This window comes from Sphingopyxis alaskensis RB2256 (genome assembly GCF_000013985.1).
GTDB lineage: Bacteria > Pseudomonadota > Alphaproteobacteria > Sphingomonadales > Sphingomonadaceae > Sphingopyxis > Sphingopyxis alaskensis.
This window is the reverse complement of the sequence record NC_008048.1, coordinates 2,144,076-2,157,886: the sequence shown is the minus strand read 5'-3', so window position 1 is coordinate 2,157,886 and position 13,811 is coordinate 2,144,076. Positions and strand designations below refer to the sequence as shown.

Here is a 13,811-nt window from a genome sequence, read left to right as displayed (position 1 = left end):
TTAATCTTTTGACCTCGGCGCGCATCCTCGCTAACGCGGCCGGGATTTCGGAATCGGCGTTTCGTCGGCACCCCATGTTCGTGCGGGCCCATCATTTCCGCACGGCATGTCCTGCATACCTATGCAAAGGCGCCGCGGGCCATGGAAAGGCGAGTGAAATGACCAAGGTTGTGATCGGCGGCGACACCATCGAAACGCAGGCGGAGGTGGCCGAAAACTGGGGTACCGCGCCGCTGGTCGAGGAAGCGGTGCGCCACGGCGAAGGCCGGCTCGCCAAGGACGGCCCGCTCGTCGTCGCGACCGGCAAGCACACCGGGCGCAGCGCGAAAGACAAATTCATCGTCCAGGACGACGAAACGCGCGACACGATCTGGTGGGGCAAGACCAATGTGCCGATGACGCCCGATCATTTCGCGGCGCTCAAGGCCGATTTCCTCGCGCACATGGCGGCGCGTCCGCGCCTTTACCGCCAACAGCTGTTCGGCGGATCGCAGCCGGAGCACCGCGTCGCGGTGCAGGTCATCACCGAATTCGCCTGGCACAGCCATTTCATCCGCACCCTGCTCTGCCGCCCGACGGCCGAGGAGCTGGCGGGCTTTGCGGCCGAATATACAATCGTCGATCTGCCAAGCTTCCGCGCCGACCCGGCGAAGCACGGCACGCGCAGCGAAACGGTGATCGCGGTCAATTTCACCGAAAAGCTGATCCTGATCGGCGGCACGCAATATGCGGGCGAGATGAAAAAGTCGGTGTTCGGCATCCTGAACTATCTGCTCCCGGTAAAGGGGGTGATGCCGATGCATTGTTCGGCGAATATCGGGCCCAGGGGCGACACCGCGGTCTTTTTCGGCCTCAGCGGCACCGGCAAGACGACGCTGTCGGCCGACGCCTCGCGCACCTTGATCGGCGACGACGAGCACGGCTGGTCGGACACCGCGGTCTTCAATTTCGAGGGCGGCTGCTATGCCAAGATGATCCGCCTCTCGCCCGAGGCCGAGCCGGAGATTTTCGCGACGACCAGGCGTTTCGGCACCGTGCTCGAAAATGTCGTGATGGACCCGGTGACGCGCGAACTCGATTTCGACGATGCGACCCTCGCCGAGAACAGCCGTGGCAGCTATCCGATTGATTTCATTCCGAATACATCGGAAAACAATATGGGTCCGGTGCCGCAGAACATCATCATGCTCACCGCCGATGCCTATGGCGTGCTGCCCCCGATCGCGAAGCTCACCCCCGATCAGGCGATGTATCATTTCCTGTCGGGCTATACCGCGCGCGTCGCGGGGACCGAAATCGGCGTGACCGAGCCGGAGGCGACCTTCTCGACCTGTTTCGGCGCGCCCTTCATGCCGCGCCACCCGTCGGTGTACGGCAATCTGCTGAAAGAGCGCATCGCCAGGGGCGGGGTCCAGTGCTGGCTGGTCAACACCGGCTGGACCGGCGGCATGGCGACGATGGAGGGCATCAAGCGGATGCCGATCAAGGCGACGCGCGCGCTGCTCAATGCGGCGCTCGACGGCAGCCTGAACGACGCCGAGTTCCGCCGCGATCGCTATTTCGGCTTCATGGTGCCCGTCGCGGTGCCCGGCGTCGATGCCCGCCTGCTCGACCCCCGCGAAGCCTGGACCGACAAGGCGGCCTATGACCGCACCGCGCAAACGCTGGTGCAGCAATTCATCGCCAATTTCGCGCAATTTGAAAGCCATGTCGACGAGGGCGTCCGTCAGGCCGCTCCCCAGGTCGCCGTCGCGGCGTAACTTGCCCGGACAACTTCCGAGTGGCAGATCACCCGGAAGGACCGGACCAATGACCACCGATTTTTCACCGCGCCTGTTCGAGCGCGATTCCGACATCCGCGCACTGGGCGAGGGGCTGCTCGCCTGCGCGCTGCCGCGCGCGGCGTGGACGCACGAGGCGCATCTCGCCGCCTGCCTGTGGCTGCTCACCGAGCGCCCCGACATCGATATCGACGCCGAAATCGCGGGGCTCATCCGCCGCTTCAACGAAAGCGTCGGCGGGGTGAACGACGACCACAATGGCTATCACGACAGCATCACCCGCGCCTATGTCGCGGGGGTGCGGCGGTTCCTGTCCGAAACCGCCGAGACGGCGCTGATGGCGCGCGTCAATGCGCTGCTCCTGTCGGACGTCGGCCGCCGCGACTGGCCGCTGCGTTTCTACAGCCGCGAACGATTATTCTCGGTCGCGGCGCGGCGGGGGTTTGTCGAACCCGACCTCGCACCGCTTCCCCGCATCGTCATTGCTTCGCTGCGCTCGCAATGACGATGCGGGGAGGGGCTACCCTTTCGCCCCGGCTACATATTCCGCGACGTTCAGCGCGAGCACGTCGAGCGGGACGTTGCCGCCCTTCAGCACCACGTCGTTGAAATCGCGCAGGTCATAGCGGGCACCCAGCGCCGCCTGCGCCAGCCCGCGTTGCCGCACGATCTCGCTGTGCCCGACCTTGTATCCGCACGCCTGTCCCGCCCAGCTGCAATAGCGGTCGACCTCGCTCGCGACCTCAAGCGGGTTCGAGCCATTTTCCTCGACGAAAAAGCGCACGCCCTGCTCGCGCGTCCAGCGTTTCGCGTGCAGCCCGGTGTCGACGACGAGGCGGCAGGCGCGGAAGGCGAGCGACTGGAGATAGCCGAGGCGCCCGACCTCGAAATCGTCATAGAGGCCCAGCTCGTCGGCGAGCTGTTCGGCGTAAAGCGCCCAGCCTTCCGAATAGGCGTTGAACGCCAGCATCGTGCGGATCAGCGGCATCGAATGCGCATATTCGCCCTGCCAGGCGTGGCCGGGGATCGCCTCGTGCATGGTGAGGTCGGGGAGGGAGTATTTGCTGTGCAGTTCGGTGGTGCGCAGGTTGATCCAGAAACGTCCCGGAATGCTGCCGTCGATCGACCCCGCGCCGCCATAGGCGGCGGGCGCGCCGGGTTCCTCGGCGAGCGGCAGCCGCTTCACCTCGACATTGCCCTTCACCAGGGTGCGGAAGGCGCGCGGCAGTTCGGCGCGGATCTTGCCGAGCCAGGTCTGGATATAGGCGAGGATTTCGGCGCGGCCCGCATCATTGTCGGGAAATTTGTACCGCGGATCCCTGGCGAGCGCGTTCATCCGGTCGCCGACGCTGCCTTGCGTATAGCCCAGCTTTTTCAGGATCGGGTCCATGCGGCCGTGGAGTTCGGCCAGCTCCTGCCGCCCCATTTCGTGAATCTCGTCGGGGGTCATGCGCGTGGTGGTCGAGGCGCGCAGCCCCCACGCATACCATTCGTCGCCGCCGGGGCGCGCCCACAGGCCCGCGTCCATCGTCGCCTTCGGCCGCTGCGCCTTCATCTCGGCGAGCTGGCGTTCGAGCGCGGCGGCGACCGGACCCTGCACGATCTTCGCCGCGCGCGCGCCCCAGTCGCCGTTCAGCTCGGCGGCGGCCGCGCGGCGGTTCAGGCTTTCGACCATCGACCCGCCCGCCTTCGCATCTGCGAGGCTCGCCTCCATCTGCCCCACCGCCTTGTCGATCAGGAAGGCGGGGGCGATCAGCCCCTGCGCGGCCGCGGCCTTCATCCGTTCGGTCTCGCCGTCGAGCACGCCGGGAAAGGCGCCGAGGCGCGCGAGATAGGCCTCGGCGTCGGCCGACGTCTTCACCGGATGGTCGCTGTCGAGGAACTTCGGAATGTCGAGATAGGCGCCGACATTCTGGATCACCACATAGGGGGTGTTGCGCCAGCCGCCGACCGCGACGTCGCCATAGGGCAGCGCAAAGCCCGCGAGCGCGACGTCATAGGCGCTTTCGACGACGGCGAGGCTGGTGCGCGCCTGATGGTCGAGCCCCGCCTTGTCGAAGGCGCGGACGCGCGCGACGTCGGCTTTGAGCGTGTCGGCGAGCGCCGCCACCCCCGCGGCCGAACGGTCCGCCAGCTTGCCGCGCATCGCCGCGCGCGCGCCGGTGTCGATGCCGAGCGAGGTTGCGCCTTCGGGCGAGTGGGCGAGCAGATTGTCGGCGACCGAATCGAGCAGGAGCTGCGCGCCGCTGCCGGGCGCGTCCTGCAACGCCGCGGCGGGGCCGGCGAGGGCAATGCCCGCGGTGCCCGCGCCAAGGGCGGCGAGCGTGTGGCGGCGGCTGACGGGGACGGAAAGCGGATGATGCACTGGCGGCTCCCTTGCGCGACTTGTTTCGGTTGAAACCTGTCTAAGGGGCCGGGCGCGATGGTCAATGCCACGCCATGAAAAGCCTCTCGCCTTGCAGGGAAAAGCGGTTCGCCTCACGCCGCCAGCAGGCGCAGTTCCTCGCGGAAATCCTCGTCCACCCCGATGCGGTCGCGCATCGGGGTGACGGCGCCATCGGCATCGGCCTCGCCTTCCTCGAACAGCGCGCAGGGTGCAGCGCCGCCGCGCGCGCGGCTGTGGCGCTGGGCGATCTGGCCGGTGGGCCGGAAACCGAGCTTGCGCAGCACCGCGCCCGACGCCGGATTGTCGAGAAAATGCCCCGCGCTGAGCCTCGGCAGGCGCATCGCGCGCGCGATATGCAGCAGCTGGCGCCCCGCCTCGGTCGCAAAGCCCAGCCCCCAATAGGGACGCGCGATCCAGTAACCCATTTCGGGGCGACCGTCGGGATCGTCCGAAATGCCGCAGCCGCCGACGAGGCGCGGGGCGCCGCCGGTGCGGGCAAAGATCAGGAAGCGCGGCTGCGCGGGATCGATCGGCTGCGACAGGAAGTCGCGGGCGTCGCGCTCGTCATAGGGCCAGGGCGCGGTCGCAAGGTTGCGGACGACGGCTTCCTCGCCGATCGCGCGCGCGAGCGCGGGCGCATCCTCGATCCAGCCGGGCCGCAGCAACAGTCTTTCGGTACGCGCGAACATCTTTTTACAACTCCCGATGGCTGTCCCACTGGCGCCAGATGGTGACGCTTTGACGACAGTCGATGTGTGAGGGAGATGGGTGGCCCGATTTTCGCGCCCGGCGCCCAGGTGGCTGGATTGCGGGCAAGAAAAAAGGGAGTCCGGGGTGACCCGTCTCCCTCTTTTCGAACCTTGTTTCCGCGTTTGCGCGGAAAGGACAGCTCCGGGTCATCCCTTGGATGGACGACCCGTCAGCGATCGTCCTATTCGGCGGCTTCGGCCATCATGTCGACCGACACATATTTGCGGCCAAGCTTGCCGTCGTGGAATCGGACGCGGCCGTCGGCGGTGGCGAACAGCGTGTGGTCCTTGCCCATGCCGACATTGACGCCCGGATACACTTTGGTCCCGCGCTGACGCACGATAATGTTGCCGCCGATCACGTCCTGACCGCCGAACTTCTTGACGCCAAGGCGACGGCCGGCCGAGTCGCGACCGTTGCGCGAAGAACCGCCTGCTTTCTTATGTGCCATGACTGATGCTCCTTAATTCGTCTGGAGGGGCCGAGCGGCGTTGCCGCGCTCAGGCGTCCTTCTTGGGGGCCGCCTTCCTGGCGGCGGGCTTCTTTTCGGCGGCTTCGGCCTTGGGGGCCGCAGCCTTCTTGGGCGCGGCTTCCTTTTTCGGCGCGGCTTCCTTCGCGGGTGCAGCGGCCTTGGCTTCGGCCTTCGGAGCGGCCTCTTCCTTCGGAGCGGCTTCCTTTTTCGGCGCGGCCTTCCTGGCCTCGCCGACGGCGAGGATGCGCAGCAGCGTCAGCGACTGGCGGTGGCCGTTGCGGCGGCGATAATTGTGCCGACGGCGCTTCTTGAACACGATGACCTTTTCGCCGCGCGTCTGGGCGATGATCTCGGCCGACACGGTCAGACCCTTCGCATCCTTCACCTCGCCGCCGTCTCCGGCCAGCAGGACGTCGCCCAGCGACACGGTGTCGCCGGCTTCACCCTCGATCTTCTCGACGGCGATCTTGTCTCCGGCGGCAACGCGATACTGCTTTCCGCCCGTGCGCACGATTGCGAACATGGTCTTCCATCCAATCAGAAACTAGAACACCCGCGCTGCCAGTCCCCCGCCGGAGCGGGCGATTTTTCCGGCATGCGGGAAAGTCAGCGCCACTAGCGGCATGGCGCGCGGCTGTCAACCGCATATTTCCGCGCTTTTCATCCCGATGCCGATGCGCGCGGGCTTTATCGGCGGCGGCGCCGATTCGGCCCTTGCTGCACCGGCCGCGCCCCCATATCAGGGGCGGCGATGAAGCACAGCCTCCTTTCCGTCCTGCTCGCCCTGCCGCTGTCGGCCTGCGCCGCGGGCGCCAGCGGCGACGCGCCCTCGCTCGCCAAGCGCCCGGTCGAGGGGCGGTTCGACGTCGCGCCGCCGCCCGTGGCGGTTCCGCCGCCGGGTCCGCTTCCCGCCGACCTCGCCGGGCGGCTCGCCCGGTGGAAGGCCGACGCCGCCGCCGGTGAGCGCGCCTTTGCCGCCGAACACAGCGCGGCGGCCACGCGCGTCGCGGCCGCGGCGGGGGCGCCGGTCGCCAGCGAGCGCTGGATCGTCGCGCAACAGGCGATCTCGCGCCTCGTCGCCGCGCGCGCGCCGGTCAGCGCGGCGCTCGCCGACATCGACCGCCTCTATGTCGAGCGGAGCGTCGCGGAAGCGGTCGACGGGCTTCCCGCCATCCATGCGCTGCGCGAACGCCTCGCCGGGCTGGTGTCGGCGCAGGACGCAGCGATCGCCGCGCTCGCTGCCGAGCTGCCGGGCGCCTGATCCGCCCCGGCGCGACCGCGTCGTCCGGCATCGCGCCGGGCGCCCCGCCCGTCATTACCCGCCGCGTCATTGCCCGCGCCGCGCCGCGCGTCCTATCGTCGCCGCGTCACAGCGAAAGGCCGAGCATGTCCGATATGTCACCGCCCGCCCCGCCCACGCGCCGCTGGTCGGTGGAGGGGTTCGATTATTTCTGGTCAACCGCGCGCGACCCGGCGATGGTCGCGGCGGTGGTGCTCCCCGATGTGCGCGGGACATGGCCGCGCGCCGCGGCGCCGGTCGTCGGGCGCGCCGCCTATATCGGCGCCATCGCCAGTTTCCTCGCCGCGCTGCCCGATTTCAGCGTCGAGGTCACCGACCATGCGACAAGCGGCGACGTCGCCTTTGTCCGCTGGGTGCTGCGCGGCGCCTTTCCGGTCGGGCCCGACACGATGGTCGGCGTCGACCGCCTGTTGCTCCGCGACGGCTTCGTCGCCGAAAACCACATTCATTCGGACCATCCGCTGTTCGCCGAACTGGCCAGGACGCGCGCGCTGGGGTGAGCGGGAGGGGGCCGGGGTTCAATCCAGCGGCAGTTCGATTTCGCGCATGATCCGGTCGGTCTCGACCAGGATTTTGACGATCTTTTGATAATGGCCGATGTCGTCCCACGACAGCGCCCGCCCGCGCCGGTCCTTCAGCCATTTCTGCGCGGGCTGATAACCGCCGATGTGGAACGTCCACGCGATTTCGGGGACGTCCCCGAAATACTGGTCCTTGTTGATGAAGACGCGGCCCGTCTGCCCTCTCCCCTTCAGGGGAGAGGAGGGAGGCGCGTCAGCGCCGGAAGGAGAGGGGGAGGCCGCGCTCCCTTGCGAATCGGGCTCGAACTTCGGAAAGCCGCTCGCCACAACATCGTCGCCGTCACCGTCATAACGATAGGGCGTCTCGCCGATCGCCGCCGCTTCCATCAGGTGCAGCCGGCGCAACGCCTCGCCCTTTTCGCTGACATGCGCGAACACTTGCGGAGACTTGGGCCAGGGAATGCGCGGAAAGTCGATCTTCAGAAACTCGGCAAAGGTCTCGCGATAGGCGGGCGAATGCAGCACGCCATAGATATAGTCGAAAACCTTGACCTCGCTCGGCCGCGCGTCGCCGGTGGCGGCGCGGAAATCATCATCGGGTCCGGCTTGGTCGGCGGGGTCGATGCCTGCGGCTTTGCAGATGGTGGTGTAGAGTTTGGGGTCGAAGTTGGGGGTGCGGTTTTTTGATGCAAACACGTCGCTTTGGGCGATTTTTTCGTCAGGGTAGAGGTAGAGTGGAAAGTTTGAGGTTATGTCGAATCCGCTGAAGGACTTGTGACCGGCTATTCCGTCGTTCACGAGACCGCCGACTTCATCCTTGGTCTGCTTGGGCGCCATTAGCGCCAAGTTCGCCCCGACGATCATATGCCTCATCACTTCATTACGGGGATAACATATAAACCCACGCGAATTACCGGTGTAATAGGTCCAGCGCTTATCAAGCGGGCGATAGGCGATCGGCTTCAGATAGGCTTGGCCAAAATGTCGTGTCACATCTGCTTTGGCCCATTCAACGCGCCAGTCGCGCACATCTGCACCCAGATCGTAGCGTTGCCGAATGACCTCTGGATCCGACAACGCCATGTCCCTCACGCGCTCCCACAGAGCCTCCCGATACATATCAATGGTAAGCGCGTCTCGCGCGGTCACAATTCCCACGGAACTGATCGGCATCAATTCTGGAATCGCAATCCCCCGATCATAACGTTCTTCGAGTCCATAATCGCGGGTGACGAACGGGTGAAGCGGTGCCTTATACGGCACCGACGTAGGCGACAGGCTGGCAGGCGTCCCTGCCCAAAGCGCTTCGTTTTTCGTGGCGCGGCTGCCCCAAAGCTCGCCGTGGTAAAGCTCGGACTGCCGAGCCACTGCCGAGCCACTGCCGAGCCACTGCCGAGCCTAATAGCTATGACAATAGCAGTACCTTGTTGAATGTCAAAGACATTTTTGTCTGACGACCCGTCCGAAGCTATTTCCTTTTTCTTGGAATTGCCGTGCAGATCGAGCACCCAAATCTTGTCAAACGTCTTGAGCAGATGCCAGCGCATCCCCCGAAAGGTGGGATTGTCGAGGTATCCATGATTGGTGATGAACCCCAGCACGCCCCCTGATGGATTCTTCGAAATCAAATCCTCCGCCATGCGGATGAACTTCACATAATCGTCATTGATCCACTTGGGATTGCGTTCCTTCAGCTTCTCCTTGCCGCCCGGCTCCATCTTGTACGCTTCCATCAGGCGCATGATGTGATCGCCCTTGTTCGCGCTTTCACCCGAATAGGGCGGGTTTCCGATGACACACATGATCGGCGTCTGGCGCTTCACCTCGCTCGCGCCGCGTGCTTCCGCCACCAGGGGCTGAAAGAACATATCCGCGACGTGGCGCTCGGCGGGCTCCAGCGCGTTGGTCAGCCACACCGACAGGCGCGGCGGCTTGGCGCTCGGTATATAACCCGTCTCGGTCAGCATCATGTCCAGCTTCATGTGGCACATGGCATAACTCGCCATCAGCAGTTCGAAGCCATGCAGGCGCGGCAACAAATCCTGCTCGACATAGGATGACCATTTGCCCGGCGCGCGCGCCTTCACCCGGTCGGCAATCAGTTGCACGGCCTTGGCCAGAAAGGTGCCCGTGCCCGTCGCCGGGTCCAGTATCTGGACCTTGTGGACCTCGCGCTTCTCGGTCAGCGGCTTGCCCGTTTTGGGATGATTCAATCCCGTGTCCCAGTCGACCGTCACCTTGCTGGTGTCGGCCAGCCCGTCGGGCAGGCCGAACTCGCTTTTCAGCACATCGTCGACCGCGCGGACGATGAAATCGACCACCGGCTCGGGCGTGTACCACACCCCCCGGCTCTTGCGCTTCCTGGGGTTATAGGCGGCGAGGAAGTCTTCATAAAAATGGATGAAGGGGTCGTTGCGCGCAGTGAACTTGCCGAAATCCTTGAACAGCGAATGCGGGTCGCTCGCGCGCAGCACCTGCGCCAGATCGTCGACGATATAGCGCAGGCGATTGGGCAGTGCCGGGCCGGCGATATAATCGAACAATCCTTTCAAGAACGGGTTCGACGCGGGCAGTTTTTCCAGCGCCTCGGCGCGGCTGAACGTGTCGGGCGTGTCATCGTGAAAGCGCGCGGCGAACATGCCGTAAGTGATGGTTTCGGCGTAGATGTCGGCGAATTCGTCGGGTTCGAGCGCGGGCAGCAGATTGGCCTTGAAACTTTGATACTGGCCGCCCAGCCCGGTTCGATAATCGGGATCGTCGGCCAGCGCGATGCCGATCTCGTCCTTGATGATCGCCGCCTTCGCCGCCATCATTTCGGCCAGCTTCGCCGCCGACCGGATGCTGATCGGCTTCGCTTCCGCGAACAGCCGCAGCTGGCGTTCCAGTTCCTCGAACCGGTCGGGGACCGCCTGCAACCCCATCAGGAAATCGGCGATCGACACGAAATGCACCTGCGCGCCGTCGCGGATGAACTCGAAATCGACGCCGTTGGTATAGATCAAATTGGGATAGGCCGCCTCATAGCGTTTGCGCTGCTCGACCGAATAGCCCTTCAGCTTGATGACATCCTTGTCGATGTCCTTCGCCTCGGCCCAGCCGAAGGGCACGCCGTCGCGCTCGAACAGGAAATCGACCATGCCCGCGTCGCCGCGCTTCGGCTCGTTGACGACGCGGATCGCCGGGTCGATGCTCTGGAACAGGCGGTGCAGCGCGGGGCGATAGCTATGCTCGGTCGCGTGCCCGCTCTCGAACTGCGTCCGCACCTCGTCCAGATAAGCTGCAATATCCATTGGTCTTTTCGCCCTCACTCGCCCCGCGCGAACCGGCGGCACAGTGGCGATCATCGGCGGGCGGGGCAAGTCCCCTCCGCGCCCTCCGCGTCTCCGCGTGAAAAACCGCTTTCCTACTTCGCTCCGCTATGCCAGCCTGCCGCCCTTCGCTCTTTGACCCCTTGAATCCGCTGCCTTTTCGCCGCCTCAAACGTCGCGCCCGCGTGCAATCTTTGCGATGTTCCGCGTGCGCCGCGTGGGTGACCTTCGCGACCTAGCTCCGGCACTACATCGCCAACCCCCTGTTTTCCGGTGCAACCAGGTGACAAGTTTGACAAGTTAAGCCCGCGGCGCCGGCCGGGGCGCCACTCCCTGCTGACAGCCGGGCTTTCGCCTGCTAACGGCGCGCCATGACCACGCCCTTGTCCCGCATCCGCAATTTTTCGATCATCGCGCATATCGACCATGGCAAGTCGACGCTCGCCGACCGGCTGATCCAGTTCACCGGCGGGCTGACCGAGCGCGAGATGTCGGCGCAGGTGCTCGACAATATGGACATCGAAAAGGAACGCGGCATCACCATCAAGGCGCAGACGGTGCGCCTCAGCTACACCGCCAAGGATGGCGAGACCTATCAGCTCAACCTGATGGACACGCCGGGGCACGTCGACTTCGCCTATGAAGTGTCGCGGTCGCTCGCGGCGTGCGAGGGCGCGCTGCTCGTCGTCGACGCGGCGCAGGGGGTGGAGGCGCAGACGCTCGCCAACGTCTATCAGTCGATCGAGCACGACCATGAAATCGTCCCCGTCATCAACAAGATCGACCTGCCCGCCGCCGACGTCGACAAGGTGAAGGCAGAGATCGAGGATATCATCGGCCTGCCCGCCGACGACGCCGTGCTCGCCAGCGCCAAGGCGGGGATCGGCATCGAGGAAACGCTCGAAGCCATCGTCGCGCGCATCCCGCCGCCCAGGGGCGACGCCGCCGCGCCGCTCGTCGCGATGCTCGTCGACAGCTGGTACGACCCCTATCTCGGCGTCGTCATTCTGGTCCGCGTCGTCGACGGCGTGCTGAAAAAGGGCCAGCAGATCAAGTTCATGCAGGCGGGGACCACCCACCTGATCGACCGCGTCGGCTGTTTCACGCCCAAGCGCACCGACCTTGTCGAAATCGGGCCGGGCGAGATCGGCTTCATCACCGCGCAGATCAAGGACGTCGCGCAGGCGCGCGTCGGCGACACGGTGACCGATGCCAAGAAGCCCGCCGCGGCGCCGCTGCCGGGGTTCAAGGAGGTCCAGCCCGTCGTCTTCTGCGGCCTCTTCCCGACCGACGCCAACGACTTCGAGAAATTGCGCGAGAGCATCCAGAAGCTGCGGCTCAACGATGCGAGCTTTTCGTTCGAGATGGAGAGCAGCGCGGCGCTCGGCTTCGGCTTCCGCTGCGGCTTTCTGGGCCTGCTGCATCTGGAGATCATCCAGGAGCGGCTGACCCGCGAATATGACCTCGACCTCATCACCACCGCGCCATCGGTCGTGTACAAGCTGAAGCTCAGCCACACCAAGAATGAGGCGGCGAAGGAGGTCGAGCTCCACAACCCCGCCGACATGCCCGACCCCAACCGCATCGACGAGATCGAGGAGCCGTGGATCGAGGCGGTGATTTACGTCCCCGACGAATATCTGGGACCGATTTTGAAGCTCTGTCAGGATCGCCGCGGGGTGCAGAAGAACCTGACCTATGTCGGCGGCCGCGCGCAGATCACCTACGAACTGCCCTTGAACGAAGTCGTGTTCGATTTCTACGACCGGCTGAAGAGCATCAGCCGCGGCTATGCGTCGTTCGACTATCACCAGATCGGCCACCGCCCCGGCGACCTCGTCAAGATGAGCATCCTCGTCAACAACGAGCCGGTCGATGCGCTGTCGATGATCGTCCACCGCGGCAGCGCGGAAAGCCGCGGCCGCGGCATGTGCGAGCGGCTGAAGGATCTGATCCCGCGCCACATGTTCAAAATCCCGATCCAGGCGGCGATCGGCGGCAAGGTCATCGCCCGCGAAACCATCGCCGCGCTGCGCAAGGACGTGACCGCCAAATGCTATGGCGGCGACGCGACCCGCAAGAAAAAGCTCCTCGAAAAGCAGAAAGAGGGCAAGAAGCGGATGCGCGAATATGGCAATGTCAACATTCCGCAGGAGGCGTTCATCGCGGCGCTGCGGATGGGCGACGACGGTTAGGTCGCGGCGGGTCAGCGCCGTTGCGATGACGGGGTAGCCACTCTATCCTGTCCTGATCGGGAGGCCGCGATGACCGGGACGGACGGGCAGGACGCTGGGCGGACGAAAGGCGCGGTGCCGCGGCGCCGGATCGAGGATGTCGAAATCCACAGCCGGCTCAACGACGGCACCGCCGTCTGTCTGCGCACGATCACCCCCGACGACGCCCCGCTGATCCGCGACGGCATCGCCCGTCTTTCGGCTGAATCGCGCTATCTGCGTTTCTTCTCGCCGGCGCCTGCTCTGCCCGATGCGGTGATCGAGCGCCTCGTCGACGTCGACGGGCACGACCATATCGCCTGGGGCGCGATCTGCAGTTCATGCCCTGACCGCCCCGCGATCGGCGCGGTCCATGCTGTGCGTCACCGCGCCGACGGCCCGGTCGGCGAGTTTTCGGTGGCGGTGCTCGACGCGTTTCACGGCCAGGGGCTCGCCCGGATGATGACCGCGGCGCTGCTCGTCCATTGTCTGGCCGAGGGACTTGTCGAACTCGACGTTCACATGCTGTCCGAAAATGCCGCAGCGCGGCGGCTGGTCAAGGCGCTCGGCGCCAGCTGGGCGGGCGAAACGGCAGGCGTCGCCGAATATCGGCTCGACGTCGCGGCTGGATTGGAATCCTTGCGTGCCGATGCGGATGCGCCGGGCGTGCGCGACGTGCTGGCGGCGCTTGATGCCTAGGGTCAGGACCCATTGATTACCCGTTCGAGGTTTGAGGCGATTTTGCTCAGGGCGAGGAGGAAAGGCGCAGGAATATGGATATATTTCAAGACTTTTCGACGCTGCCATGGGCAAAATCGGTCAAATCCCGAAGGGACGCCGAAATGGCTTCAATCTCGGACCTTCGCGGCCTTGCGGGTAGCGATGCTACCCGCTGCACCCGCCAAGGCCCGATATCTTCGCCATTTCGACGCCTCGAACGGGGAATTAATGGGTCCTGACCCTAGGTGTTTGGTCCCTCCCGCCGCCCTGGGTCGCCGGGGGCGGCGGGAGGGTGGTCCGCGAAGCGTGTCGCTGAAAGCGTGCTCTCGTCCCGAACGCCGCATTAACCCTGATCGCGAC

Annotated in this window: 12 protein-coding genes; 6 read left to right on the top strand and 6 right to left on the bottom strand. The window is 65.4% G+C overall.

What is annotated here, in order from left to right:
* The first annotated feature begins 158 nt into the window (after nt 1-158).
* Both SALA_RS10405 and SALA_RS10400 read left to right on the top strand, forming a co-directional pair.
* Nucleotides 159-1,760, top strand: a complete 1,602-nt coding sequence (locus SALA_RS10405; RefSeq protein ID WP_041384041.1) for a phosphoenolpyruvate carboxykinase — start codon at nt 159-161, stop codon at nt 1,758-1,760.
* A gap of 49 nt (nt 1,761-1,809) precedes the next feature.
* Nucleotides 1,810-2,286, top strand: coding sequence for a hypothetical protein (locus SALA_RS10400; protein WP_011542330.1), 477 nt, complete (start codon nt 1,810-1,812; stop codon nt 2,284-2,286).
* A gap of 15 nt (nt 2,287-2,301) precedes the next feature.
* Here the strand turns inward: SALA_RS10400 and SALA_RS10395 are convergent, their stop codons facing one another.
* The 4 genes from SALA_RS10395 to rplU all read right to left on the bottom strand — a co-directional run bounded on the left by SALA_RS10395 (nt 2,302) and on the right by rplU (nt 5,912).
* Nucleotides 2,302-4,146 (bottom strand): DUF885 domain-containing protein, encoded by a 1,845-nt coding sequence (locus SALA_RS10395; protein ID WP_011542329.1) that lies wholly within the window; start codon nt 4,144-4,146, stop codon nt 2,302-2,304.
* Nucleotides 4,147-4,259: 113 nt separating this feature from the next.
* Nucleotides 4,260-4,856 carry a GNAT family N-acetyltransferase gene (locus SALA_RS10390; RefSeq protein WP_011542328.1) on the bottom strand — a complete coding sequence of 199 codons (597 nt, stop codon included), beginning with the start codon at nt 4,854-4,856 and terminating at the stop codon, nt 4,260-4,262.
* Between the two features lie 242 nt (nt 4,857-5,098).
* Entirely contained in the window at nt 5,099-5,368 is a 270-nt protein-coding gene (gene rpmA, locus SALA_RS10385; protein WP_011542327.1) for a 50S ribosomal protein L27, read from the bottom strand.
* 49 nt (nt 5,369-5,417) lie between these two features.
* Nucleotides 5,418-5,912, bottom strand: coding sequence for a 50S ribosomal protein L21 (gene rplU, locus SALA_RS10380; RefSeq protein WP_011542326.1), 495 nt, complete (start codon nt 5,910-5,912; stop codon nt 5,418-5,420).
* Nucleotides 5,913-6,140: 228 nt separating this feature from the next.
* Here rplU and SALA_RS10375 point away from each other — a divergent pair, with 228 nt between their 5' ends.
* Both SALA_RS10375 and SALA_RS10370 read left to right on the top strand, forming a co-directional pair.
* A complete protein-coding gene (locus SALA_RS10375) occupies nt 6,141-6,650 on the top strand; it encodes a hypothetical protein (RefSeq protein WP_011542325.1) in 510 nt (169 codons plus the stop codon).
* A 125-nt stretch (nt 6,651-6,775) separates the two neighbouring features.
* Nucleotides 6,776-7,189, top strand: a complete 414-nt coding sequence (locus tag SALA_RS10370) for a nuclear transport factor 2 family protein (protein WP_011542324.1) — start codon at nt 6,776-6,778, stop codon at nt 7,187-7,189.
* Between the two features lie 18 nt (nt 7,190-7,207).
* On the opposite strand, the gene SALA_RS17395 is transcribed toward SALA_RS10370, so the two are convergent.
* Together SALA_RS17395 and SALA_RS17390 are read right to left on the bottom strand one after the other, a co-directional pair.
* A complete protein-coding gene (locus SALA_RS17395) occupies nt 7,208-8,383 on the bottom strand; it encodes a type ISP restriction/modification enzyme (protein WP_202795304.1) in 1,176 nt (391 codons plus the stop codon).
* Entirely contained in the window at nt 8,383-10,500 is a 2,118-nt protein-coding gene (locus tag SALA_RS17390; protein ID WP_202795303.1) for an Eco57I restriction-modification methylase domain-containing protein, read from the bottom strand. Before SALA_RS17390 ends, SALA_RS17395 begins: the two co-directional genes overlap by 1 nt.
* 389 nt (nt 10,501-10,889) lie before the next feature.
* Between SALA_RS17390 and lepA the strand changes: the two genes are divergently transcribed.
* Complete coding sequence (gene lepA, locus SALA_RS10360; protein ID WP_011542323.1) at nt 10,890-12,713, top strand: translation elongation factor 4; 1,824 nt, start codon at nt 10,890-10,892, stop codon at nt 12,711-12,713.
* Between the two features lie 69 nt (nt 12,714-12,782).
* Complete coding sequence (locus tag SALA_RS10355; RefSeq protein ID WP_011542322.1) at nt 12,783-13,430, top strand: GNAT family N-acetyltransferase; 648 nt, start codon at nt 12,783-12,785, stop codon at nt 13,428-13,430.
* Nucleotides 13,431-13,811 lie beyond the last annotated feature (381 nt).

Excerpts from the sequence above, each read along its gene's own strand:
- SALA_RS10405 (WP_041384041.1), top strand. The coding sequence starts at position 159 with ATGACCAAGGTTGTGATCGGCGGCGACACCATCGAAACGCAGGCGGAG.
- SALA_RS10400 (WP_011542330.1), top strand. The coding sequence starts at position 1,810 with ATGACCACCGATTTTTCACCGCGCCTGTTCGAGCGCGATTCCGACATC.
- SALA_RS10390 (WP_011542328.1), bottom strand. The coding sequence starts at position 4,856 with ATGTTCGCGCGTACCGAAAGACTGTTGCTGCGGCCCGGCTGGATCGAG.
- rpmA (WP_011542327.1), bottom strand. The coding sequence starts at position 5,368 with ATGGCACATAAGAAAGCAGGCGGTTCTTCGCGCAACGGTCGCGACTCG.
- rplU (WP_011542326.1), bottom strand. The coding sequence starts at position 5,912 with ATGTTCGCAATCGTGCGCACGGGCGGAAAGCAGTATCGCGTTGCCGCC.
- SALA_RS10375 (WP_011542325.1), top strand. The coding sequence starts at position 6,141 with ATGAAGCACAGCCTCCTTTCCGTCCTGCTCGCCCTGCCGCTGTCGGCC.
- SALA_RS10370 (WP_011542324.1), top strand. The coding sequence starts at position 6,776 with ATGTCCGATATGTCACCGCCCGCCCCGCCCACGCGCCGCTGGTCGGTG.
- SALA_RS17395 (WP_202795304.1), bottom strand. The coding sequence starts at position 8,383 with ATGCCGATCAGTTCCGTGGGAATTGTGACCGCGCGAGACGCGCTTACC.
- SALA_RS17390 (WP_202795303.1), bottom strand. The coding sequence starts at position 10,500 with ATGGATATTGCAGCTTATCTGGACGAGGTGCGGACGCAGTTCGAGAGC.
- lepA (WP_011542323.1), top strand. The coding sequence starts at position 10,890 with ATGACCACGCCCTTGTCCCGCATCCGCAATTTTTCGATCATCGCGCAT.
- SALA_RS10355 (WP_011542322.1), top strand. The coding sequence starts at position 12,783 with ATGACCGGGACGGACGGGCAGGACGCTGGGCGGACGAAAGGCGCGGTG.